Origin of the sequence: Anoxybacillus sp. ST4 (genome assembly GCF_019448545.1) — a bacterium.
GTDB classification, from domain to species: Bacteria; Bacillota; Bacilli; order Bacillales; family Anoxybacillaceae; genus Anoxybacillus; species Anoxybacillus pushchinoensis.
The window spans coordinates 132,375-157,625 of the sequence record NZ_JAHZOE010000002.1; the positions used below are offsets into that span (position 1 = coordinate 132,375).

A 25,251-nucleotide genomic window follows, 5' to 3' on the forward strand; every position below is an offset into this window, starting at 1 on the left:
TAAAAAGTTGTTGCGTGATTATTTTACATCTTTTCGAATCATAATAAAATATGTTTTAATGGAGAAAAAAAGGGAGAAGCGCCATGGAACAAAAAGTTTTGGAAATTATTGATCATATTGAACAGTTTGACACAATTATTATTCACCGTCACGTTCGACCAGATCCTGATGCGTACGGCTCGCAAGGAGGATTAGCAGAACTAATTCAAGCGTCATTTCCAGAAAAACGAGTATATACGGTTGGAAAAGACGAACCATCGCTCGAATTTTTGCGTAAAATGGATGTCATCCCAGATGAAATGTATCATGATGCTCTTGTGATCGTTTGCGATACGGCGAATGAAGAGCGCGTATGCGATCAACGCTATAAGCTCGGAAAGAAAATTATTAAAATCGATCATCATCCAAATGAAGATCCGTACGGTGACATATTATGGGTAGATACGAGTGCCAGCTCGGTTAGTGAGATGATTTATGAGCTATATTTAATGGGAAAAGAGCGCGGCCTTGTTTTAACGAAAGAGGCAGCTCGCTTAATTTATGCTGGCATTGTTGGCGATACAGGTCGTTTCCTTTTCCCTAGCACGAATCCGAAAACATTTAAGTATGCGAGCGAGCTAATCGAGTACGGCTTTTCTTTTGTTGATTTGTACGAACAACTATACCGAACAAAATTATCGATTGCTCATTTAAGTGGGTATGTGTTGCAACATTTCGAGCTGTCTGAACACGGCGTTGCCCACATTATATTAACAAAGGAACTATTGAGCCAGTACGATGCGACGCCAACAGAAGCTTCACAACTCGTTAGCGTGCTTGGAAATATTGAAGGAATAAAGGCGTGGGTATTTTTCGTGGAGGAAGATGATCAAATTCGCGTTCGTCTTCGCTCAAGAGGTCCGATCGTCAATGAAGTAGCTAAAAAATATCGCGGTGGAGGTCATCCGCTAGCAGCAGGAGCGTCCATCTATTCGTGGGAAGAAGTAAAACACGTATTGGCTGACTTAAATGAAGTATGTAAGCAACAGTAGAACATATCTACTGTTGCTTTAATTTTATTTCAATCGATACGTTAGTGAAAAATAAAATCGTTTCGATATCGAGACGGTACGTTCGATTGTCAATGACGTATGTTTTATTTTCAATTGCTTTTTTTAATAGCTCTTTGCTTTTATATACTGTTTCAATATCTTTCGCTGTAATATGTTGAATGTCTTTTTTTATATTTTCTTCAATGCGAAATGTTGTGTACGTATCGATGCCGTAAGATTGGGCGTTAATTACTTTCACATCAATCGATTGAATCATCAGTCGCTTTTTATTTTCTTCATTCAGCTGAACATAATCTTGTTGCCAAATGTTTAAATCATGCTTTAGCTGCGCAATGATTTCTTGCTGAGTTTTTAATTGGCGTACTTGTTTCTCTTGCAAAATGCCAAAAATTTGTGCGAAAACGATCCAACTAACGATTGCACCAATCATGGCTCCAGCGAAAAATCGTTGCCAGCCCGGATCACGTGCATATGGTGGAACTCTCATGCGCTATTCTCCTGTGTAAACCAGCGAATGAACGTCATACCTGTTTGGGCGCCTCCAGTCGCTGATAAAATCAGCAAAAACTGTTTAATGACATCGCGTGTTTCCCCTTGAAAAAAGCCGCGTTCCACGCTATAAAACGTATCGAACGTCCCACCAATCGCCGCAATTAGCGCCCAAATTTTTAAACTGCTTGCGAATCGGTACATCATTGTTAGCGGTGGTTCACCAGATAAAAAAGCCCCAAATCCGCCAATGAATGCTCCTCCTACTAACACACCTAAAGCGATGAAATAGCTTTGAATAAAAGCAGGCAAAAACGCTGTTTTCATCTCCATCTCGCTCACTCCTTCTGTATACTATGTATATGGGACAAATAAGAAAGGTATGTTTTGCTTTTCTGCTTTCGTGGCGACTATAATAGAAAAAAATAGAAAAGGTGGGGGACACATTGTCGTTTATCCATCTACAAGTGCGAAGTGGTTATAGTTTATTAAGTAGTACAGTGAAAATGGAAGAGCTTGTCACACGCTCATGCGAGCTTCAATTTTCCGCTATTGCGTTAACAGATGAAAACGTATTGTATGGCGCCGTTCCGTTTTATAAAGCGTGCCAAGCACATGGAATAAAGCCGATCATCGGTATGATTGCAACGATAGTTGATGAACACGGACACGAAGACGAGCTTGTGTTGTTAGCGAAAAACAATTACGGGTATCGCCAGCTTGTACATATTGCGACGACGATTCAAATGAATGATGGAAAAGGCATTCCTTTATCTCATTTTTCTCGTCACACGAGTGAATTAATTGGTATAACAAGCGGCGTACGTGGGCGAATAGAACAACATTTGTTAAACGGAGAAATCGCTCAGGCGGAAGCGCTCGTTCAAACGTATACAACCATTTTTCAGCCAGGTGATTTTTATATCAATATTCAACAACACGGGCTACAAGAGCAAGAGAAATTGTTCCCGCTACTTCTCGAATATAGTAGACGTTGGAACGTTCCACTCGTTGCGACAAACGATGTGCGTTACATATATCAAGAAGATGCGCTTGCTTATGAATGTTTGCTTGCGATGAAGCACGGGAAGAAAATGACCGATTCGAGCCGACCTCGTTTGGCAGCAAATGAATATTATTTGAAAAGTGCAGATGATATGACTGCCTCATTTTCTATATGTCATGAGGCGGTGGAAGAAACGGTGCGCATTGCAGAGCGATGCGATGTAACGTTTGAGCATGAGCAATGGTTTATGCCGCGCTATCCTGTCCCCTCAGGGACAACAGCTGATGAGCATTTGCAATCATGGTGTTGGGAGCAATTGACGAAACGTTTTCCAAATCGTCCGCAACCGTACGTTGATCGATTACAATACGAACTACAAATCATTCAACAGATGAACTTTAGCGACTATTTTTTAATTGTTGCCGACTTTGTTCGCTTTGCCCGCGAGCAAGGCATATTCGTCGGGCCAGGGCGCGGGTCAGCGGCAGGTTCTCTCGTTGCCTACATACTCGGCATTACACAAATCGATCCGTTGCAATATGGACTTTTGTTCGAACGCTTTTTAAATCCAGCTCGTTTATCACTTCCCGATATAGATATCGATTTTCCTGATGATCGTCGCGAAGAAGTGATTCGCTACATTGAACAAAAATATGGAAAAGATTACGTTGCACAAATTATTACGTTTGGGACGTTCGGAACGCGCTCAGCGATTCGCGAAGTTGGTCGTGTGTTTGATGTAGATGAACACGACGTGCAACAAACGTTACATACCGGGCGGCTCGACCATACACGGCCATGGCATCGCGTGGTGCAACGTATTGAAGGATTGCCAAAGCATACGTCGATTCATGCTGCCGGCATTGTCATTAGCCCATGCCCATTAACGGACATCGTTCCTCTTCAAAGTGGGCAAACGACAACATATGTGACGCAATATGCGATGGATGCGCTTGAACAAATAGGACTATTAAAATTTGATTTGCTTGCATTGAAAAATTTAACGACGATCGAGCAAATGATAGATAGTATTGAAAAACGGACAGGACGTCGTTTACGTTTTGACAACGTGCCGCTTGATGACGAACAAACGTATGCTCTTTTCAGCCAAGGAGATACATTTGGCGTATTTCAGCTTGAGTCAGAAGGAATGAAGCGGGTATTGCGCGAATTAAAACCGACAACGTTCGAAGATATTGTTGCAGTAAACGCTCTATTTCGTCCAGGTCCGATGGAGCAAATCCCAACATACATTTCTCGCAAACATCGTCGTGAATCGATCGTTTACATGCATGATGATTTAAAGTCGATTTTGCAGTCAACATATGGCGTCATCATTTATCAAGAACAAATTATGAAAATTGTTGAGAAAATGGCAAACTTTTCGTTAACCCAAGCTGATTTATTACGTCGAGCAATAAGTAAAAAAGACGTCGCGCAAATGGAAAAAGAGAAAAGGCGCTTCATTGAAGGATGTATGCAAAATGGATACGCTGCTCATGTCGCAAACGAATTGTACGAGCTCATCGTTCGATTTGCTGGGTATGGATTTAATCGAAGTCATGCGGTCGCGTATAGTTACATTTCGTATATGATGGCGTATATTAAAGCGCATTATCCGCTCGATTTTTATGCCGCATTATTAACAAACGTAAGCGGTCAAAAAGAAAAAATGATGCAATGTGTGTACGAACTTCGGAAAAAACGAATACGATTACTTCCTCCTTCGATCGGACGAAGTGAAGAGCACTTTACCGTTGATGAAAACAGTATTCGTTTTGGGTTTTTAGCGATTAAACAAGTTAACTCTGCCTTTATCAAACAAGTTATTCGGGAGCGCCGAAAGCGACCGTTTTCCGATTTTTTTGATTTTGTTTCCCGACTACGCCTCGAACCTTCACAAAGAAAAATGGTTGAAGCGTTCATTTTTTCTGGTTGCTTTGATGAATTTCGTATTGAGCGTGCTACTCTTTATGCAAGTATAGATGTGGCGTTTGAGCATGCACAGTTTTTCACATCGCTTCCTCATATACGACCAAAGTACGTTCATGCTGAGCCGTTATCGCTTATCGATCAGCTCAAGTATGAAAAACAATGGCTCAACGTATACGTATCTCCACATCCTGTTGAGTCATTTTCGCATTTTTATTCAATATGGGGAGCAAAACGAATGTATGAGTGGGAAAAGGAAGAGTCAAATTACGGTAAAGTGATCGCATACGTTGAGGAGGTGACGAAAAAGCGGACAAAAAAGGGAGAAGAGATGGCGTTTCTTACAATTTGTGACGATAGCGATGAGTGGCATGCTATTGTATTTCCAGCAAGCTACCGGCGTTTTCATTCCATATTGCAACAAGGAACGGTGTTGTATATGGAAGGGAAAATAGAGAAAAGGATGAATGGTTGGCACCTAATTGTACAACAACTGAGGAAGCCAGAGTGTGTATACGTGAAAATTGACGAACAACATGCATCACCGATCGTGTTGCAACAGTTAAAAAACGTGTTAACGACTTATCGTGGGCATGTACCTGTTGTTTTGTATTATGAGGCGGAGGGGAAAAAAGTACAGCTTTCCCACGAATATGCCGTTTCTCCGCAAGATGAATGCATGAAGCAGTTGACGGCATTGCTTGGGGACGGAAACGTTGTCGTAAAATAAAAAGCTTTACTATTTTTCATTTTTATTATATTTTTATAGAAGTTAAGTGGTCAGACCAGTTGTTGACGACTTTTTAGGGAGGAAGATGTCGTGTCGTTGTTTGAAGAAGCGCTTCGTATGCATGAACGTTATCAAGGGAAGCTAGAAGTAAAAGCGAAAGTGCCATTAAGGAACGCCTATGATTTAAGTTTGGCGTATTCTCCTGGTGTGGCCGAACCGTGCAAAGCTATTTCTCACGATCCAATCAAAATATACGATTATACATTAAAAGCGAACACGGTAGCTGTTGTATCGAATGGAAGTGCGGTATTAGGACTTGGAAACATTGGGGCGGAAGCAGCATTGCCGGTTATGGAAGGAAAAGCTGTGCTTTTTAAAAGTTTTGCCGGAGTTGATGCCTTTCCGATTTGTTTAAATACATCAGATGTGGAACAAATCATTCAAACAGTTAAACTGCTTGAACCGACGTTTGGTGGCATCAACTTAGAAGATATTGCTGCTCCGCATTGTTTTATTATTGAAGAGCGATTAAAGGAAGAAATGAACATTCCTGTCTTTCACGACGACCAGCACGGAACAGCGATTGTGACTGTTGCGGGTCTAGTCAACGCGTTAAAGTTAGTAAACAAAAAGATGGAAGATATTCAAGTCGTGATTAACGGAGCAGGTGCGGCAGGCATTGCGATCATGAAGTTGCTCCGTTGTTACGGAGTCAAACATATGATTATGTGCGATTCAAAAGGGGCCATTTATGAGGGGCGTCCGTACGGAATGAATGACATCAAACATGAAATTGCGCAATGGACAAACGTGGAGAAAAAATCAGGGACGTTACAAGAAGTGATTGTTGGTGCGGATGTATTTATTGGTGTGTCTGTTGCAGGAGCATTGACAGCTGGCATGGTTGAAACGATGAATCGGGATGCGATCATTTTTGCGATGGCAAACCCGATGCCAGAAATTATGCCTGAAGAGGCGCTACAAGCAGGGGCGACGGTTGTCGGAACAGGACGCTCTGACTATCCGAATCAAGTAAATAACGTTTTGGCGTTTCCAGGTATGTTTAGAGGGGCGCTTGATGTGCGCGCAAAACAAATTAATGAACAAATGAAAATAGCGGCCGTTGAAGCGATTGCTAACTTAATTACAGAAGATGAATTGCGCGCCGATTATGTCATTCCAGCTCCGTTTGATCCTCGTGTTGCTCCAGCGGTCGCCGCTGCTGTGGCGAAAGCAGCAATCGAAACAGGGGTCGCACGCACGATGATCGATCCAAAAGAGGTAGAAAAACGAACACGACAATTAGTAGCCATTGCAGGTGAGCACAACGATGACGACTTCTAAAGTGTACATTGAAACGTTTTGGCAAATTCATCGTATGATTGAGGAAGCAGGTCTCCAACCTGGAGATCGACTTCCTTCCGAACGAGAATTAGCTGAAAGATTACAAGTTGGACGTTCTTCTGTTCGCGAAGCACTAAGGGCGTTAGAACTGCTCGGACTCATTGAAACGCGTCGCGGAGAAGGGACGTTTATGAAGCCGTTCGGTGAACATCAGCTCATTCAACTCCTCGGTTCGTTTATTTTACAAGGAAATCGGGAAAAACGAGATTTAGTTGAAACAAAATTGTTAATCGAGCGAACGTGCCTACAGCTTGCTTGCGAACGAATGACAGAGGAGAAGTTCGAGCACATCGCACAAGCAGAGCACACGTACCATTTGTTTTTTCGACGAATTGTGGAAGCGACGGATAATTATTTATTGCTACGCATTTGGCTTGTATTAAACGACTTTTTTGAGCACGTATATACAATAGATGTCCCTTCCAAGTTTTATGACGAAATGTCGCAGGCGCTACAAAAAAAATGTTGCGTAGAAACAATGGCTGTTTATGAGCGATATGTCATGCAAAATATGTCGAAAGACAAATGACACAATATGACAAACAAAGTTGTCTTTATCCGGTAAAGTAGAAATGGACTAAGTAGGGGAGGGAAACATGTGCTAAAAGATTTGTTCTCTAAAAAGAAGAAATATGCGACCATTCCGTCTGAACAAGCAAAGCAAGACGTACCGGAAGGCATTATGACGAAATGTCCGAAATGCAAAAAGATTATGTATACGAAAGAGCTAGTGAAAAATTTACGCGTTTGTATATCGTGCGGCTATCATCATCCGATGTCTGCTCCTGAACGTATTGCGTGCTTATTAGATGAAGGAACGTTTTGTGAATATGACCGTCACCTTCTTTCTAAAAACCCGCTCGACTTTCCGCAATATATGGAAAAGATTGAGGAAGATCGTGAGAAAACGAAGCTAAATGAGGCGGTTGTGACAGGAGAAGGAACGATCAACGGCTTTCCTGTCGTTGTTGCCGTGATGGATTCACGATTTCGTATGGGAAGCATGGGATCGGTCGTTGGAGAAAAAATTGCTCGCGCCATTGAACGAGCGATGGAGAAATCCGTTCCTTTCATTATTTTTACCGCTTCGGGTGGGGCGCGTATGCAAGAAGGTGTGTTAAGTTTAATGCAAATGGCAAAAACAAGTGCAGCATTAAAACTGTTTAGCGAACAAGGTGGGTTAATTATTTCCGTCATGACTCATCCGACGACCGGGGGGGTGTCGGCGAGTTTCGCTTCGCTCGGAGATTATAATTTCGCTGAACCAGGAGCGCTTATCGGTTTTGCAGGGCGGCGAGTCATTGAACAAACGGTTCGCGAAGAACTGCCAGATGATTTTCAAACGGCTGAATTTTTATTAAAACACGGACAATTAGACGCTGTCATTCCGCGTCATGAATTAAAAGATACATTAACGAATGTATTAGACATTCACCAAGCGCGAGGTGAGGACGAATGGCGTACGAGTTAGAATTCGAAAAGCCGCTTGTAGAGTTAAGGAAAAAAATTAGTGAGTTAAAAGAGTTTACGAAACATCGCGATGTCGATTTTTCAGATGAAATTAATAAACTAGAAGCGCGTCTTGAAAAGCTTGAACATGACATTTATGCCAACTTAAGCCCATGGGATCGCGTACAAATTGCACGTCATCCAAATCGGCCAACAACGCTTGATTATATTGAGCGGTTGTTTACAAATTTTTTCGAATGTCACGGAGACCGTTGCTTCGCGGATGATGAAGCGATTGTAGGAGGAATTGCTAAATATCGCGGATTACCTGTGACGGTAATCGGCCATCAGCGCGGGAAAGATACAAAAGAAAATATTCGCCGTAATTTTGGTATGCCGCATCCCGAAGGATATCGAAAAGCGCTCCGTTTAATGAAACAAGCGGAGAAATTTGGGCGCCCCATTATTTGTTTCATTGATACGAAAGGAGCATATCCGGGGAAAGCAGCAGAAGAACGAGGACAAAGTGAAGCGATTGCTCGCAACTTATTTGAAATGGCAGGATTAACTGTTCCTGTCGTATGCATTGTGATCGGTGAAGGAGGAAGCGGTGGTGCGCTTGCTCTTGGTGTCGGCAACTATGTTCATATGCTTGAAAATTCGACGTATTCCGTCATCTCACCGGAAGGAGCGGCCGCAATTTTATGGAAAGATGCTTCCCTTGCAAAAAAAGCTGCTGAAACGATGAAAATTACAGCAAAAGATTTAAAACAGCTCGGCGTCATTGATGAGATCGTTCCAGAAGTGCGTGGAGGGGCACACCGAAATGTCGATGAGCAAGCGAAATACATTGACGATGTGCTACAACGTTCATTGCGTCAATTGCTTCCATTAAGCGCTGAACAGCTGATTGCGCAACGATACGAAAAATATAAACAGATTGGCGATTTTATTGAATCTCAACAACACGTATCGGTTATGTAAAAAGGTCATCATCGGATGGCCTTTTTACATGAAATAAATGATTTTGGGCAAACTTGTTGTAGTGAAAAAAATCAACGTTTTGTGAAACATTTCATTATGTATTGTGTTCCATATACCTTCATGTTATCTTAAAGTAAGAGGTCATACTTCTTATTTTATTTTTTTAAAGAGGTGAAGAGCGATGAAAAGAATTGGTGTGCTTACGAGCGGTGGCGATTCGCCAGGAATGAATGCCGCTATTCGTGCGGTTGTTCGGAAAGCGATTTACCACGGCTTAGAAGTGTACGGCATTTATCACGGATATGCTGGATTGATTGCCGGGAATATAAAGAAGCTTGAGATTGGCGATGTTGGCGACATTATTCATCGCGGCGGAACGATGTTATATACTGCCCGCTGTCCAGAATTCAAAACGTTGGAAGGACAGTTAAAAGGAATTGAGCAGTTGAAAAAACACGGTATTGAGGGGCTTGTTGTCATTGGTGGCGACGGTTCATACCAAGGGGCGAAAAAATTAACAGAGCACGGCTATCCTTGTGTTGGTGTGCCGGGAACGATTGATAATGACATTCCTGGAACAGATTTTACGATCGGATTTGACACAGCATTGAATACAGTGATTGACGCGATTGATAAAATTCGTGATACAGCGACATCTCATGAACGTACATACGTTATCGAAGTCATGGGGCGTCACGCTGGTGATATTGCTCTTTGGGCAGGACTTGCTGGCGGTGCGGAAAGCATTTTAATTCCAGAAGCTGATTATGATATGGATGAAATTGTTGCTCGTCTGAAACGCGGACATGAGCGCGGTAAAAAACATAGTATTATCATCGTTGCAGAAGGGGTTGGCAGCGGTGTTGATTTTGGTAAACGCATTGAAGAAGCAACAGGATTTGAAACGCGTGTAACTGTGCTAGGGCACGTACAGCGCGGTGGATCACCGACAGCGTTTGACCGTGTGCTTGCTAGCCGTTTAGGTGCGCGCGCAGTGGAATTGTTACTCGAAGGAAAAGGTGGACGTTGCGTTGGCATTCAAAACAATCATCTCGTCGACCACGACATCATTGAAGCGTTAGCACAAAAACATACAGTTGACCAAAAAATGTATCAACTATCAAAAGAACTTTCAATTTAGTGGTTATTTATGGTATCGTTTCCATATGCAAAGTGTAGGAGGGTATTTATGCGCAAAACGAAAATTGTTTGTACGATCGGTCCAGCGAGCGAAAGTGTAGAAAAGCTTGTGCAACTCATTGAGGCAGGTATGAATGTTGCCCGCCTCAACTTTTCGCACGGAAGTCATGAAGAACATGCAGCGCGCATTCGCAACATTCGCGAAGCATCGAGAATGACTGGAAAAACGGTTGCGATTTTATTGGATACGAAAGGTCCAGAAATTCGTACACATGACATGGAAAATGGTGCGATTGAATTGAAAGCGGGCGCTGAAGTCACTATTTCGATGACGGAAGTGCTCGGTACGCCAGAAAAATTTTCGATTACGTATGAAGGGCTAATTGACGATGTGCATGTCGGCTCAACGATTTTGTTAGACGATGGTTTAATTGGTTTAGAAGTATTGGCTGTTGATAAAGAAGCGAAAGAAATAAAAACAAAAGTATTAAACGGTGGCGTATTAAAAAATAAAAAAGGTGTAAACGTTCCGGGCGTCAAAGTAAAATTGCCAGGTATTACAGAAAAAGATGCTGCTGACATTCGTTTCGGTATCGAGCAAGGTATTGATTTTATTGCTGCATCATTTGTTCGTCGCGCTTCAGATGTGCTTGAAATTCGGGAATTGCTTGAGGCACATGACGCGTTACACATTCAAATCATCCCGAAAATTGAGAACCAAGAAGGCGTAGACAATATTGATGAAATTTTAGAAGTGGCAGACGGTTTAATGGTTGCTCGCGGTGACTTAGGCGTCGAAATTCCAGCGGAAGAAGTGCCTCTCGTCCAAAAAGAGCTAATTAAAAAATGCAATGCTCTTGGAAAACCTGTTATTACAGCGACACAAATGCTTGATTCCATGCAACGAAATCCACGTCCAACTCGCGCTGAGGCGAGCGATGTAGCAAACGCCATTTTTGACGGAACAGATGCGATTATGCTTTCTGGCGAAACGGCAGCAGGCGCTTATCCAGTCGAGGCGGTACAAACGATGCATCGCATCGCTTTACGTACAGAACAAGCGTTGCAATATCGCGACTTATTATCAAAACGCAGCAAACAAAGCGGCACAACGATTACAGATGCGATTGGACAATCGGTTGCCCATACAGCGTTAAATTTAGATGTCGCAGCGATTGTGACGCCGACAGTGAGCGGTCATACAGCGCGTATGATTTCGAAATATCGCCCAAAAGCGCCAATTATTGCGGTGACATCTGATGAAGCAGTGTCTCGGAAATTAGCGCTCGTTTGGGGCGTTTATCCACGCGTTGCCCAACATGCAACGTCGACAGACGAAATGCTCGATATTGCTGTTGAGGCCGCTCTTGGCACAGGCATCGTCAAACATGGTGATCTCGTTGTCATTACTGCGGGAGTACCAGTTGGGGAAACGGGATCAACGAACTTAATGAAAGTTCATATGATCGGTGATATGATTGCAAAAGGCCAAGGCATCGGTCGTAAATCAGCATTTGGAAAAGCGGTTGTAGCAAAAACTGCTCAAGAAGCGCTTGAAAAAATGGTTGAAGGTGGCATTTTAGTGGCACCCGCAACAGATGCGGACATGATGAAAGCACTAGAAAAAGCTGTCGCGATTATTACGGAAGAAGGCGGTCTAACAAGCCACGCTGCAGTCGTCGGTTTGAGCCTAGGCATTCCAGTCATTGTTGGAGTAAACAATGCTACATCCATTTTAAAAGATGGACAAGATATTACAGTAGATGCGAGCTTCGGTGCGATTTATCGCGGCCATGCAAGCGTGCTATAATAAAGAAGGGGACAACCCCTTCTTTTCTTATTTTGGAGGGAGAGCAATGCGCCATATCTTTTCACTTCTTTTTATCGTTATTCCAGCATTAGAAATTGTCGTTCTCGTTTTATCGGGACAGGCGATCGGGGTTTGGCCGACATTTACGCTTATTGTCGCCACGGGCATCATCGGTGCATTTTTGGCGAAGCGACAAGGCATATATACGCTTCAACGTGTAAAAGATGAGCTGATGAGGGGACATATACCTAGTGATGCACTGTTAGACGGCATTTGTATTTTAGTCGGGGGGACGTTATTATTAACGCCAGGATTTATTACGGATACAGTAGGGTTTATGCTCCTTCTCCCATTGGCGCGAAAAAAAATAAAACCATGGCTCGTGCGCCTGTTTAAATGGATGTTTTACACAAAAACATGGATGTACATTCGGAAATGAGAAAAGCATAAGCTCGTCGCTTATGCTTCTTTTTTTCCAACTATGAAGTTCCAGATGTCTTGAAATACGCCGGCATGATGCAGCGTTCGCCCGATGACAAGCAACACCGGTCCGACGATTAAACCGAGAAAACCGATTAACTTGAAGCCGACGAATAAAGCGATTAATGTCGCTAACGGATCGAGTCCGATATTCGAAGAAAGAAGTTTCGGCTCCATCACCTGCCGTTGTACGAGAACGACAATATACAGCACGCCAAGTCCGATCGCAAAATGAGTTTCACCACTTATTGCGGCATAAATGATCCACGGAACGAATACTAATCCCGTTCCTAAATAAGGTAAAACATCTACAATGCCAATAATAAGGGCGATAGTAATCGCATATTCTACGCGCAAAATAAGCAATCCGACTAATACGATGAGCGTCGTAATGGAAATGAGCGTAGCTTGCGCTTTAATAAAGCCGAATAGAGCTTTTTTTAATTCTGCAAAAACTTTTGTTCCGCTCGTCTGCACTTTGCTTGGCAATAATTTTTGAAACAACGCTTTTAGCCGATACCAGTCTTTGCTTATAAAAAACGTAGCTAGCAATGAAAAAATAAAAATTGTTGCAAAATTAGGCAACCATCCAATGATGGAAGGAATGTTTTGTAATATATTTTGGATAAACTGCCCCACTGTCGTCGCAATTTTCGTCCCAACCGATTGGATATTTGTCATAATTGTATCTTGTTGGGTTGTGTCTAAATTTTTAAAAAGGGTAGCGAGTTGATTATATAATGGAATGAGCTGGCTGGCGACAAACTGTTCCATATAAACGACGAGCTTTTGAAAATGGTTAGGCACAACTGTTGCTAAATATTGTGTTCCTGTTACAATTTCCGCAACGAGAAGAGTAACGAGACCGGCAACGAGTGCGAGTAAAAAAAGTAAAACAACGATGACCGCCAAAGCTCTTGGCATCCTCACTTTTTTCTCTAATACATCGACAATAGGATTAATAAGAAAAGCGATCGCTAACGCAATTAAAAACGGATACGTTAACGTTGATATATAATATAAGCTCGCTAATCCTGCGATGATGACGAAAATGACAAATACAAATCGAAGGGAGCGATACAAATAATGAACTGGCATTCCTTCACCTCCCGCCTTTTGGTATTTATGACTATTATAATATACAATGCAAAAGAAGAAAAAGTTTCAAGAAAGGGGGATGCTACGTGCAGCCGTTTATTTTTTTATTTATTTTGCTCGTGATCGGGATGATTGCGAAAAATCATTCTCTTATTGTTGCTGTACTTTTTTTACTTGTTGTAAAGAGCATCGGATTAAGTTCAAAAGTGTTTCCTTATTTCCAACAGAAAGGGATCAATCTCGGTGTGACAATCATTACAATTGCCGTATTAGTTCCGATCGCATCCGGAAAAATAGGTTTGAAAGAACTGACGGAATCCGTTCGCTCGATTTATGCATGGATTGCGTTGTTATCAGGAATTGCCGTTGCTTTGTTAGCAAAAGGAGGCGTGACGCTGCTTGCGAAAGATCCGCACATGACGACTGCGCTTGTCATTGGTACGATTTTAGCTGTATCTTTATTCAAAGGCGTCGCTGTTGGTCCATTAATTGGTGCTGGCATTGCATATACGATCATGAAAATAGTCGATGTGTTTTCATGATTTATTACTTTTTCATAATAATATTTTTGAATTATGATTTCTTTTAGTTCACAAAAGTCTGATAATTGTTTATAATAGTAGTGGAGCATGTACGAAACGATCGTATATATTCCCCTGCTCGCTTCGTTAAGCGGATAGGTGAATATATAACAAAATGTAAGCCGTTTCTTTGCATTTTTATTCAGATGTTTTGAGCAAGCGCTCACCGACGTGCATCAACATGGGAAAAGGGGAATAAAAGAGAAAAGGAGAGATGTAACATGACAGTAACTCGCGGTCTCGAAGGGGTTGTTGCAACCACTTCCACCATTAGTTCAATCATCGATGATACGCTCACATATGTTGGGTATAATATCGATGATTTAGCGGAACACGCTACGTTTGAAGAGGTTGTTTATTTACTTTGGCATCGCAAATTACCGAACAAAGAAGAAGTGGAAACGCTAACAAAGCAGTTAGCAGAAAATGCTGATATTCCGCAACAAGTTATTGATCATTTTAAAATGTACCCGCTTGATCAAGTGCATCCGATGGCTGCGCTTCGTACAGCCATTTCATTCCTTGGATTGTACGATGAAGAGGCGGAAGCGATGAATCCGGAAGCGAACTATCGAAAAGCGATTCGCTTGCAGGCGAAAGTATCGGCGATCGTTGCTGCGTTTTCGCGCATTCGCAAAGGATTAGAGCCTGTTCAGCCGCGCAAAGATTTAAGTTTCGCAGCAAACTTTTTATACATGCTGACAGGAAAAGAGCCAGATCCAATTGCTGTTGAAGCGTTTAATAAGGCGCTCGTCCTTCATGCTGACCATGAATTGAATGCGTCAACGTTTACAGCGCGCGTCTGTGTTGCTACTTTGTCTGATGTATATTCAGGCATTACAGCGGCGATTGGAGCGTTGAAAGGGCCGCTTCACGGTGGAGCGAACGAAGCGGTAATGAAAATGTTGACGGAAATCGGCACGCTTGAAAACGTAGAAACGTACATTCATAACAAATTAAACAACAAAGAAAAAATTATGGGCTTCGGCCATCGCGTGTATCGTCACGGAGATCCGCGTGCGAAACACTTAAAGAAAATGTCTGAAAAATTGACGAAGTTGACAGGCGAACCACATTGGTACGACATGTCGGTGAAAATCGAGGAGATCGTCACATCGACAAAAGGATTGCCGCCAAATGTTGACTTCTACTCAGCTTCTGTTTACCATAGTTTAGGAATTGATCATGATTTATTCACACCAATTTTCGCTATTAGCCGCATGTCAGGCTGGCTCGCGCACATTTTAGAGCAGTACGAAAACAATCGTCTCATTCGTCCGCGTGCAGAATATACAGGACCGACGAGACAAGTGTACGTACCGCTTGAAGAACGCGCATAATGAAGGTTTTACAAGGTGGGAAACTCGCCTTTCTCACCTTTTTACACTACATGATTTGGAGGTCGTTATTGTGATGCAAGGAGAAAAAATTACGGTTACAAACGGGGTATTAAACGTTCCAAACTATCCAATTATTCCATTCATTGAAGGGGACGGGACAGGTCCGGACATTTGGGCGGCCGCTTCTCGCGTATTAGAAGCAGCTGTTGAAAAAGCTTATAAAGGTGAGCGAAAAATCGTTTGGAAAGAAGTACTTGCTGGTGAAAAGGCGTTTAAATTGACAGGTGAATGGTTGCCGCAAGAAACGCTCGACACGATTCGTGAATACATAATTGCGATTAAAGGGCCGTTGACAACTCCGGTAGGAGGCGGAATTCGTTCGTTGAACGTTGCGCTTCGTCAAGAGCTCGATTTGTTTGTATGTCTTCGTCCGGTTCGCTATTTTAACGGAGTTCCTTCGCCAGTCAAGCGTCCTGAAGATACGGACATGGTTATTTTCCGTGAAAATACGGAAGATATTTACGCTGGAATTGAATACGCAAAAGGGACACCGGAAGTGAAGAAGGTTATCGATTTCTTACAAAACGAAATGGGCGTGCGCAAAATTCGCTTCCCTGAAACGTCAGGCATCGGCATTAAGCCAATTTCGGAAGAAGGAACGAAACGATTAGTACGAGCAGCAATTAAATATGCGATTGAACACGGTCGCAAATCGGTGACGCTCGTTCATAAAGGAAACATTATGAAATATACAGAAGGTGCGTTTAAAAACTGGGGTTACGAATTAGCTGAGCAAGAATTTGGCGATCAAGTGTTTACATGGGCGGAGTATGACCGCATCGTTGAAACCGATGGAAAAGAAGCTGCAAACAAGGCGCAGGCGGAAGCAGAAGCAGCAGGAAAAATCATTATTAAGGATGCGATTGCAGATATTTTCTTGCAACAAATTTTAACTCGTCCACGCGAGTTTGATGTCGTTGCAACGATGAACTTAAATGGCGACTACATTTCTGATGCGCTTGCAGCACAAGTAGGCGGCATCGGTATCGCTCCAGGTGCAAACATTAACTATGAAACGGGTCATGCCATTTTTGAAGCAACGCATGGCACAGCACCAAAATATGCAGGATTAGATAAAGTGAACCCGTCGTCTGTCATTTTATCTGGTGTCATGATGTTTGAACATCTCGGTTGGAACGAGGCAGCAAAACTCATTATTGACTCTATGGAAAAAACAATTGCATCTAAAGTGGTCACATATGATTTTGCGCGCTTAATGGAAGGTGCAACAGAAGTGAAATGCTCTGAATTTGCGGATGCTCTCATTCGAAATATGGGCGAATAAACGAAAAAGGGGATGGAAGAACGTGGGTATGAAACGTAAAAAAATCTCAATTATCGGTGCTGGATTTACGGGAGCGACAACAGCGTTTATTTTAGCGCAAAAAGAGCTAGGAGATATCGTTCTTGTCGACATTCCACAATTGGAAAATCCGACAAAAGGCAAGGCGCTCGATATGCTTGAGTCAAGCCCAGTTCTTGGTTTTGACGCCAACATTATTGGTACGTCGGATTATGCGGATACAGCTGATTCGGACATCGTTGTCATCACTGCGGGGATTGCACGCAAACCAGGGATGAGTCGTGACGACTTAGTAACGACAAATCAAAACATTATGAAAGCTGTAACGAAAGAAGTCGTTAAATACTCACCGAACTGCTTTATTATCGTATTAACCAATCCGGTCGATGCGATGACATATACAGTATTTAAAGAATCCGGCTTTCCGAAAAATCGTGTCATCGGTCAATCTGGTGTGTTAGATACCGCACGTTTCCGTACATTTGTTGCACAAGAATTGAATTTGTCTGTCAAAGACATTACGGGATTTGTTTTAGGCGGTCATGGCGACGATATGGTGCCGCTTGTCCGTTACTCATACGCAGGTGGCATTCCGCTTGAAACGCTAATTCCGAAAGAACGTTTAGACGCCATCGTCGAACGGACACGTAAAGGCGGCGGTGAAATTGTCAACTTGCTTGGCAATGGTAGCGCGTATTATGCGCCAGCTGCGTCCCTCGCGGAAATGATTGAGGCGATCGTAAAAGACCAGCGCCGAGTTCTTCCAGCCATCGCTTATTTAGAAGGCGAATATGGATATGAAGGTATTTATTTAGGTGTGCCAACGATTTTAGGTGGCAACGGAATCGAAAAAGTTATTGAGCTCGAGTTAACAGAGGAAGAAAAAGCGGCATTAGCAAAATCTGTTGAGTCGGTGAAAAATGTAATGAACGTATTACAATAACAAAAATTCGGGGGTTCCCCCGAATTTTTGTATATGGTCAAACAAAGGGGGAAAGAAGGATGTTAGGGAAAAAGCGTAAAATTGGAAGGTTAATTTCGGACATATCCGTTGGTGAGAAACTTATGTTAACGGAGGCGATCGAAGATAAAGACTTGTTGTTATACTTAGGGCTTACGAACGATGCGAATCCGCTTTATATTCAACACGACTACGCATCACAAACGCCATTGAAGCGTCCAATCGTACCGGCGATCATGTTAACAGGATTGATTACATCAGCGATTTCAAAATATTTGCCGGGACCAGGAAGCCATATTGTTTCCAAAACGATTGAATTTAAACGGCCGGTGTATCATTACGAACATGTTGAATTTTTATTTGAAGTAACTCACGTTGATGAAGAAAATAATGAAATTCATGTTTCAGTTCAAGCTGTTAGAGATGGAGAAGAAGTATTAGTTGGAACGTTGCGTGTCGTTCCACCATATCCGTTTATTGAAGAGAAAGCATTAGATAATTTTTAAAAAGGGGCGCTGCCTCTTTTTTATTTTTATCTTTTAAAATAACTCGTTATAATAAAAATGTAACAAATTTACGTTGTTGGAGGATGGCTATGTCAAAACGTGTGTTAGTTGTCGACGATGAGCAGTCGATCGTCACGTTGTTAGAGTACAATTTAAAACAAGCGGGATTTATCGTATTGACAGCTTATGATGGGGAAGAGGGACTCAATAAAGCATTAGACGAGCGTCCGGATTTTATCATTCTCGATCTAATGTTACCGAAATTAGACGGCATTGAAGTGTGTAAACAACTACGTCAACAAAAGGTATTGACCCCGATTTTAATGTTGACGGCAAAAGATGATGAATTCGATAAAGTGCTCGGACTTGAATTAGGTGCTGACGATTATATGACAAAACCGTTTAGTCCACGTGAAGTCGTTGCGCGTGTAAAAGCGATTTTGCGGCGAACAGCGATCCATGGCCAAGAGGAAAAGCAAGAACATAGTGACGATTCGCTCGTTGTCGGACAACTAAAAATATTCCCTGATCGCTATGAAGCGTATTTTGCAGAACAGAGATTAGAACTTACTCCAAAGGAATTTGAATTGTTGGCATATTTAGCGAAATATAAAGGGCGCGTGTTGACGCGTGATCAGTTATTAAGTGCAGTGTGGAACTATGATTTTGCCGGAGATACGCGCATTGTTGATGTGCATATTAGCCATTTGCGTGAGAAAATCGAACAGGATACGCGCAAGCCACTATACATTAAAACGATACGTGGGTTAGGGTACAAACTAGAGGAGCCGAAAGCGGATGAATAAGTTTCGCTCCCGGCTATTGCTCGGGCTTATTTCGGTCATTTTATCCGTTTTATTTGGGCTCGGGTTGCTGTTAGGACAACTTTTCCAAAAGTTTTACTTAGATACTGTACATGATCGAATGGAGAAAGAGGCTAAGCTTTTAGCGTTATATATGGGGAACGAATCCCTTCACTCCTCGACGTTTGAACAACGATTGCGCGCCATTAGCGATATGTTGTCTGCTCGCGTAACGATTGTCGATCATGATGGAACGGTGCTGCTCGATACAGACAACTACGTATCGATTGACGAAAAACGTCATAAAAAAATGATTCAAACGGTGTTGAAGCAAGAGAAACGATCAGTTGTTTTTGAAGAAGAACAAGATTTATATTATTACGCTGTTCCGTTTTGGCAAAAAAATAAGCAAATTGGATATATTGTTATCAGCTTGCCTATGTATGCGATCGAGCGTGTCAATGAACAAATTTGGCTATTGCTTACATTCAGTTTGAGCATCGCTTTTTTCATTATTCTTTTATTGGGAATTAAAATTACAAATCAATATACAAGACCGATTGAAGCTGCAACAAAAGTGGCGATGGAGCTTGCGCGCGGCAATTATAAAGCGCGAACGTACGAAAGTCGGGAAGATGAGACAGGGATGCTTAGTCAGTCGTTAAACATTTTGGCGCGCAATTTGCAGGAGATGGTACGGATGCAAGAAATGCAACAAGACCGCTTGCGTGCCCTCATCGAAAATATGGGGAGCGGCTTAATTTTAATCGATCAGCGAGGCTACATTTCTCTCATGAATCGCGCGTATAAAGAAATGTTTCATGTTGATCCGTCTGACTACGTCCATCGCTTATATTATGAGGCGTTTCCGCATAAAGAAATCATTGAGCTTGTAGAAGAAATATTTATGATGGAAATCAATGTCCGCAAACAATTGCTTCTTCCTGTTGATATTGAGCGAAAACATTTTGAAGTATACGGAACGCCCATTATTGGAACGAATGATGAATGGAAAGGAATTATTGTTGTATTCCATGATATTACTGAGTTGAAAAAGCTTGAACAAATGAGGAAAGATTTCGTAGCAAACGTTTCGCACGAGTTAAAAACTCCAATTACGTCTATCAAAGGTTTTGCTGAAACGTTGTTAGATGGAGCGATGCATGATGCTCAAACGCTCGAATATTTTTTAACAATTATTTTGAAAGAAAGCGAGCGGTTGCAACATTTAATTCAAGACTTGCTAGATTTGTCGAAAATCGAACAACAAGGGTTCACGTTAAATGTATCTGTCGTTGATTTACATGAAGTATTAAAAGAAGTTATTGTTATGCTAGAGGGGAAAGCGACCGATAAACAAATCGCGTTGGAATGGTCCTCGAATGCTCAACATTGTTACATGTACGGCGATTTGGACCGATTAAAACAAATTTTTATTAATTTAATTAACAACGCGATTGCTTATACCCCAACTGGTGGACGTGTTACAGTTCGTGTTGAGAAAGAGGACAAGCAGCTACATGTTCATGTGAGCGATACAGGGATAGGCATTGAACAAAAGGAAATTCCGCGCATTTTTGAGCGATTTTATCGTGTAGATAAAGCAAGAAGTCGCAATTCAGGGGGAACAGGTCTTGGTTTAGCTATCGTTAAACATTTAGTAGAAGCGCATCATGGAACAATTTCTGTAAAAAGTGAAGTTGGGGTAGGGACGACGTTTACCGTTCATTTTCGCGTCGATGCGTGTGTAGATGAATGATTTTTAACGATATATTTACAAACGGTTTACTATATATTAAAAAAATGTTGATAACATAAGATGTGAAAACCCCTTCATCCAAGAAGCCGATTGTCTTGGAATAGGCGAGGACAACGAATGTTCTCGTCTTTTTTCTTTTTTGGCAATGATCGTGGTAAAATAAGCATAAGTGAATAAAGAGGGGGGTTTTCGGTTTGGCAAACAAACTAGTGCTTATTGACGGCAACAGCATCGCTTATCGTGCTTTTTTTGCGTTGCCGCTCTTACATAACGACAAAGGCATTCATACAAATGCGATTTACGGTTTTACAATGATGTTAATGAAACTCATTGAAGAAGAAAAGCCAACGCATATGCTCGTTGCGTTTGACGCAGGGAAAACGACATTTCGTCATGAAGTATATACGGAATATAAAGGCGGGAGACAAAAAACGCCTCCGGAACTATCGGAACAGTTTCCGTTTTTGCGTGAACTGCTCGCTGCATATAACATTCGCACGTATGAGCTTGAAAATTACGAAGCGGACGATATTATCGGAACGTTAGCTACGCGAGCGGAAAAAGAAGGTTTTGACGTCATCATTATTTCAGGGGATCGCGATTTAACGCAATTAGTATCTGAGCGTATTCATGTGCACGTGACGAAAAAAGGAATGACGGATTTAGAGCGATATACGCCACAATACGTGTTCGAGAAATACGGATTAAAGCCAGCGCAAATTGTTGATTTAAAAGGACTAATGGGAGATGCGTCGGATAATATTCCGGGAGTCCCTGGGGTTGGGGAAAAGACGGCGTTAAAATTATTAAAGGAGTACGGAACAGTTGAACATGTACTTGCATCGCTTGAACATATTTCAGGAAAAAAGCTAAAGGAGAATTTGCAAACATATCGTGAACAGGCGTTGTTAAGCAAACAGTTAGCAACGATTCATCGCGACGTTCCGTTAACGTTGTCGCTCGATGAACTAGCATGGCAATCATATGATGTGGAGCGCGTTGCTTCGTTATTTCAGGAGCTCGGCTTTACATCGCTTATGGATAAAATTGGTCAACGTGCGCATGAAAAAACGAACTTATCGGACGTCTCTTTTGTGACAGTTCAAGCGATTGAGGAGCATATGTTGACGAAGGAAAGCGCCCTTGTCGTCGAGGTGATGGATGCGAATTATCATCGTGCCCCTATTCTCGGTTTTGCGCTTGCCAATGAGCGCGGATACTTTTTTATTCCGACAGATGTGGCGTTCGCTTCAACTGCATTTCGAACATGGCTTGAAGATGAGCAATGTAAAAAAAGTGTATTCGATGCGAAACGTGCCATTGTAGCGTTGAAATGGCACGGTATTGAGCTAAAAGGCGTTGATTTCGATTTATTGTTAGCCGCCTATTTGCTTAATCCGACGGATGCGAATGGGGATGTGGCGGCCATTGCAAAAACAAAGCAATATACAGATGTACAAAGCGACGAAGAAGTATATGGGAAAGGGGCGAAACAAGCTGTTCCATCGGTAAATGTATTAGCTGAACATCTTGTAAGAAAGGCAAAAGCGATCCTTTCTTTAAAGGAAACGTATATTCATGAATTAAAGCAAAATGAACAATTTGAGCTACTTACTAACTTAGAATTGCCACTTACATTCATTTTAGGTGAAATGGAATTTCGTGGGGTGAAAGTGGACGTTGAACGTTTACAGCATATGGGGAAAGAGTTCGCCGCTCAACTTCACCAAATTGAGCAACGCATTTATGAACTAGCAGGGACAACATTTAACATCAATTCTCCGAAACAGCTCGGAACAATTTTATTTGAAAAATTGCAGTTACCAGTCGTGAAAAAAACAAAAACAGGGTATTCGACATCTGCTGATGTGTTAGAAAAGTTAGCACCACACCATGAAATTATTGAACAAATTTTACATTATCGCCAGCTCGGAAAATTACAATCGACGTACGTAGAAGGGTTAATGAAAGTGGTACGTCAAGATACAGGAAAAGTGCATACTATTTTTCAACAAGCGTTAACTCAAACAGGGCGTTTAAGTTCAACGGAACCGAATTTACAAAACATTCCGATTCGCATTGAAGAAGGGAGAAAAATTCGCCAAGCGTTCGTTCCATCTTTTGATGATTGGGTCATTTTTGCTGCTGATTACTCACAAATTGAGTTGCGTGTTCTAGCCCACATAGCTAATGATGACAATTTAATTGCAGCGTTTCATCAAGATTTGGACATTCATACGAAAACGGCGATGGACATTTTTCATGTGGCAGAAGATGAAGTGACTGCCCATATGCGCCGTCAAGCGAAAGCGGTTAATTTCGGTATCGTTTATGGAATTAGCGACTATGGATTGTCACAAAATTTAGGTATTACACGTAAAGAAGCGGCTGAATTTATCGAACGCTATTTCCACAGTTATCCGGGTGTGAAAAAGTATATGGAAGAAATCGTGCAAGATGCGAAGCAAAAAGGGTATGTGACGACGTTGCTTCACCGACGTCGTTATTTGCCGGATATTACTAGCAGCAATTTCAACGTCCGCAGTTTTGCCGAGCGGACAGCTATGAACACGCCAATTCAAGGTAGCGCTGCAGATATTATAAAGAAAGCAATGATTGATTTAGCCGAGCGGTTGCGGGAAGAACGAATGCAAGCGCGCTTACTGTTGCAAGTGCATGACGAACTCATTTTGGAAGCGCCAAAAGAAGAAATTGAACGGTTGAAAAACATTGTTCCGGATGTGATGGAACATGCCGTATCATTACGTGTTCCGTTAAAAGTCGATTATCATTTTGGACCGACATGGTATGATGCGAAGTAACGAAAGGGTGGGCGAGCATGCCAGAATTACCTGAAGTGGAAACAGTACGACGTACGCTTTTGCCGCTCGTTGTAGGCAAGACGATTGAACAGGTGAAAGTGCATTGGAAAAAGATCGTTCAATATCCCGATGTAGAGACGTTTTGTGAGCGTCTGCAAGGACAGACGATTCACGACATTCACCGCCGCGGCAAATTCCTAATATTTCAGCTGGATGACGTCGTGCTCGTTTCGCATTTGCGTATGGAAGGACGTTACATATATGAAGATGAACATGCGCCATTTGATCGACATACGCACATTTTTTTCACGTTTACTGATCGAACGGAACTTCGTTATCGCGATGTGCGCAAATTTGGCACGATGCATTTATTCGATAAAGGGGACGAATGTCATGTCCCCCCTTTGTCCAACATCGGTCGTGAGCCGTTAGACGAACAATTTACAGCATCGTGGCTTACTGATCAGCTAAAGCGGACAAAACGAACGGTGAAGGCGACATTGCTTGATCAAACGGTGGTCGCAGGATTAGGAAACATTTACGTGGACGAGGTGTTATTTCGTTCATCTATTCACCCTGAACGTGTAGCTGCGACGTTAACTGTACAAGAAATTGAAGCATTGCATAAAGCGATGATTGAGACGATGCGGGAAGCGATTGAAAAGGGGGGAAGTACAGTTCGGACGTATGTGAATACACAAGGAAAGTCGGGAACATTTCAAAATGAATTATATGTTTACGGTCGCGCCAATATGCCGTGCCGCCGATGTGGCAACTTAATTATAAAAACGGTCGTCGCCAATCGCGGTACACATTATTGTGAAACGTGTCAAAAATAGAAGAAGAACATTGCATAGGCTCCTTCCATATACTATGGTAGCTGTTTAAAGGAAGGGGCGAGCGCATATGGTTACATGGTCGTTATTTTTGCTTGCTTTAGCTGTGAGCATCGACGGTTTGACTGTCGGCATTACGTATGGCATGCGGGGTGTACATATTCCGCTTCGTTCATTGCTCATTATTTCGCTTTGTTCATGTATGACTTTTTTAGTTGCGATGGGCATTGGGCGCATCATGTATGTGTTCTTTTCACCAACTGCTGCAAACGCCATTGGTGGAAGTATATTAATTTTATTAGGACTATGGATGATTATTCAATTTATGCTCAAACGAGATGAGAACGAAGAAAAGTTTATTATGAATGTAGAAATTCGTTCGCTCGGTATCGTCATTCAAATTTTACGAAAACCGACGATGGCCGATTTTGACCGATCAGGTACGATTACAGGGATGGAAGCGGTATTTTTAGGTGTAGCGTTATCACTTGATGCGTTTGGCGCAGGGGTGAGCGCGGCGCTTTTAAACTATTCATTGACGTTTACTACGTTTCTCGTTTGTTTGCTTAGCTTCTGCTTTTTATTTAGTGGTTTGAAAATTGGAAAGTCGTTTGGAACATCTGGCTGGATGCAAAAATATTCGTTTTTACCTGGGATTATGCTCATTGTGCTCGGTATTTTTAAAATGAGATAAGAGGTGACAGTC

General features: G+C 42.2%; 22 protein-coding genes. 19 read left to right on the forward strand and 3 right to left on the reverse strand.

All coding sequences use genetic code 11. The features are described 5' to 3' along the window. The first annotated feature begins 83 nt into the window (after positions 1-83). Positions 84-1,031: a DHH family phosphoesterase gene (locus K1I44_RS02855; protein WP_171334779.1), complete on the forward strand. Its 948-nt coding sequence runs from the start codon at positions 84-86 to the stop codon at positions 1,029-1,031. 7 nt (positions 1,032-1,038) lie between these two features. Here K1I44_RS02855 and ytrI read toward each other — a convergent pair whose 3' ends face one another. Together ytrI and ytrH are read right to left on the reverse strand one after the other, a co-directional pair. Then, positions 1,039-1,539 carry a sporulation membrane protein YtrI gene (ytrI, locus tag K1I44_RS02860; protein WP_171334780.1) on the reverse strand — a complete coding sequence of 167 codons (501 nt, stop codon included), beginning with the start codon at positions 1,537-1,539 and terminating at the stop codon, positions 1,039-1,041. Further along, positions 1,536-1,874 (reverse strand): sporulation membrane protein YtrH, encoded by a 339-nt coding sequence (ytrH, locus tag K1I44_RS02865; RefSeq protein ID WP_003397984.1) that lies wholly within the window; start codon positions 1,872-1,874, stop codon positions 1,536-1,538. Before ytrH ends, ytrI begins: the two co-directional genes overlap by 4 nt. Before the next feature lie 113 nt (positions 1,875-1,987). On the opposite strand from ytrH, the gene dnaE reads away from it, so the two are divergent. The 8 genes from dnaE to K1I44_RS02905 all read left to right on the forward strand — a co-directional run bounded on the left by dnaE (position 1,988) and on the right by K1I44_RS02905 (position 12,435). After that, a complete protein-coding gene (gene dnaE, locus K1I44_RS02870; protein ID WP_219985194.1) occupies positions 1,988-5,209 on the forward strand; it encodes a DNA polymerase III subunit alpha in 3,222 nt (1,073 codons plus the stop codon). Positions 5,210-5,299: 90 nt separating this feature from the next. After that, on the forward strand, positions 5,300-6,553 hold the full coding sequence (gene ystJ, locus K1I44_RS02875) for an NADP-dependent malic enzyme (protein ID WP_219985195.1): 1,254 nt from the start codon (positions 5,300-5,302) through the stop codon (positions 6,551-6,553). Continuing rightward, positions 6,540-7,142, forward strand: coding sequence for a FadR/GntR family transcriptional regulator (locus K1I44_RS02880; RefSeq protein ID WP_219985196.1), 603 nt, complete (start codon positions 6,540-6,542; stop codon positions 7,140-7,142). Before ystJ ends, K1I44_RS02880 begins: the two co-directional genes overlap by 14 nt. 69 nt (positions 7,143-7,211) lie before the next feature. Beyond that, the gene (gene accD / locus K1I44_RS02885; protein WP_003397973.1) at positions 7,212-8,084 is read left to right on the forward strand and encodes an acetyl-CoA carboxylase, carboxyltransferase subunit beta; all 873 of its coding nucleotides are present in this window, start codon (positions 7,212-7,214) and stop codon (positions 8,082-8,084) included. Continuing rightward, positions 8,069-9,046: an acetyl-CoA carboxylase carboxyl transferase subunit alpha gene (gene accA / locus K1I44_RS02890; protein ID WP_003397972.1), complete on the forward strand. Its 978-nt coding sequence runs from the start codon at positions 8,069-8,071 to the stop codon at positions 9,044-9,046. The genes accD and accA overlap by 16 nt, the downstream gene beginning before the upstream one ends. 181 nt (positions 9,047-9,227) lie before the next feature. Continuing rightward, on the forward strand, positions 9,228-10,187 hold the full coding sequence (pfkA, locus tag K1I44_RS02895) for a 6-phosphofructokinase (RefSeq protein ID WP_003397971.1): 960 nt from the start codon (positions 9,228-9,230) through the stop codon (positions 10,185-10,187). Positions 10,188-10,235: 48 nt separating this feature from the next. Beyond that, positions 10,236-11,996 carry a pyruvate kinase gene (gene pyk, locus K1I44_RS02900; RefSeq protein ID WP_003397970.1) on the forward strand — a complete coding sequence of 587 codons (1,761 nt, stop codon included), beginning with the start codon at positions 10,236-10,238 and terminating at the stop codon, positions 11,994-11,996. Positions 11,997-12,042: 46 nt separating this feature from the next. Continuing rightward, entirely contained in the window at positions 12,043-12,435 is a 393-nt protein-coding gene (locus tag K1I44_RS02905) for an FxsA family protein (RefSeq protein WP_219985197.1), read from the forward strand. Positions 12,436-12,455: 20 nt separating this feature from the next. Here K1I44_RS02905 and ytvI read toward each other — a convergent pair whose 3' ends face one another. Next, positions 12,456-13,574: a sporulation integral membrane protein YtvI gene (gene ytvI / locus K1I44_RS02910; RefSeq protein WP_219985198.1), complete on the reverse strand. Its 1,119-nt coding sequence runs from the start codon at positions 13,572-13,574 to the stop codon at positions 12,456-12,458. 86 nt (positions 13,575-13,660) lie between these two features. Between ytvI and K1I44_RS02915 the strand changes: the two genes are divergently transcribed. The 10 genes from K1I44_RS02915 to ytaF all read left to right on the forward strand — a co-directional run bounded on the left by K1I44_RS02915 (position 13,661) and on the right by ytaF (position 25,239). After that, positions 13,661-14,116 carry a DUF441 domain-containing protein gene (locus K1I44_RS02915; protein ID WP_003397860.1) on the forward strand — a complete coding sequence of 152 codons (456 nt, stop codon included), beginning with the start codon at positions 13,661-13,663 and terminating at the stop codon, positions 14,114-14,116. Between the two features lie 260 nt (positions 14,117-14,376). After that, on the forward strand, positions 14,377-15,495 hold the full coding sequence (gene citZ / locus K1I44_RS02920) for a citrate synthase (RefSeq protein ID WP_219985199.1): 1,119 nt from the start codon (positions 14,377-14,379) through the stop codon (positions 15,493-15,495). Positions 15,496-15,565: 70 nt separating this feature from the next. Then, positions 15,566-16,840, forward strand: coding sequence for an NADP-dependent isocitrate dehydrogenase (gene icd, locus K1I44_RS02925; protein ID WP_370627951.1), 1,275 nt, complete (start codon positions 15,566-15,568; stop codon positions 16,838-16,840). A gap of 22 nt (positions 16,841-16,862) precedes the next feature. After that, a complete protein-coding gene (mdh, locus tag K1I44_RS02930; RefSeq protein WP_219985200.1) occupies positions 16,863-17,801 on the forward strand; it encodes a malate dehydrogenase in 939 nt (312 codons plus the stop codon). Between the two features lie 59 nt (positions 17,802-17,860). Beyond that, a complete protein-coding gene (locus tag K1I44_RS02935; protein WP_003397856.1) occupies positions 17,861-18,325 on the forward strand; it encodes a MaoC/PaaZ C-terminal domain-containing protein in 465 nt (154 codons plus the stop codon). Positions 18,326-18,414: 89 nt separating this feature from the next. Then, on the forward strand, positions 18,415-19,131 hold the full coding sequence (locus K1I44_RS02940) for a response regulator transcription factor (RefSeq protein WP_003397854.1): 717 nt from the start codon (positions 18,415-18,417) through the stop codon (positions 19,129-19,131). Next, positions 19,124-20,887: a two-component system histidine kinase PnpS gene (pnpS, locus tag K1I44_RS02945; protein WP_219985201.1), complete on the forward strand. Its 1,764-nt coding sequence runs from the start codon at positions 19,124-19,126 to the stop codon at positions 20,885-20,887. Before K1I44_RS02940 ends, pnpS begins: the two co-directional genes overlap by 8 nt. 194 nt (positions 20,888-21,081) lie before the next feature. Continuing rightward, positions 21,082-23,709 (forward strand): DNA polymerase I, encoded by a 2,628-nt coding sequence (polA, locus tag K1I44_RS02950; RefSeq protein ID WP_003397852.1) that lies wholly within the window; start codon positions 21,082-21,084, stop codon positions 23,707-23,709. A 17-nt stretch (positions 23,710-23,726) separates the two neighbouring features. Continuing rightward, on the forward strand, positions 23,727-24,548 hold the full coding sequence (gene mutM / locus K1I44_RS02955) for a DNA-formamidopyrimidine glycosylase (protein WP_003397851.1): 822 nt from the start codon (positions 23,727-23,729) through the stop codon (positions 24,546-24,548). A gap of 67 nt (positions 24,549-24,615) precedes the next feature. Further along, positions 24,616-25,239: a sporulation membrane protein YtaF gene (gene ytaF / locus K1I44_RS02960; protein WP_003397849.1), complete on the forward strand. Its 624-nt coding sequence runs from the start codon at positions 24,616-24,618 to the stop codon at positions 25,237-25,239. Positions 25,240-25,251: the final 12 nt, after the last annotated feature.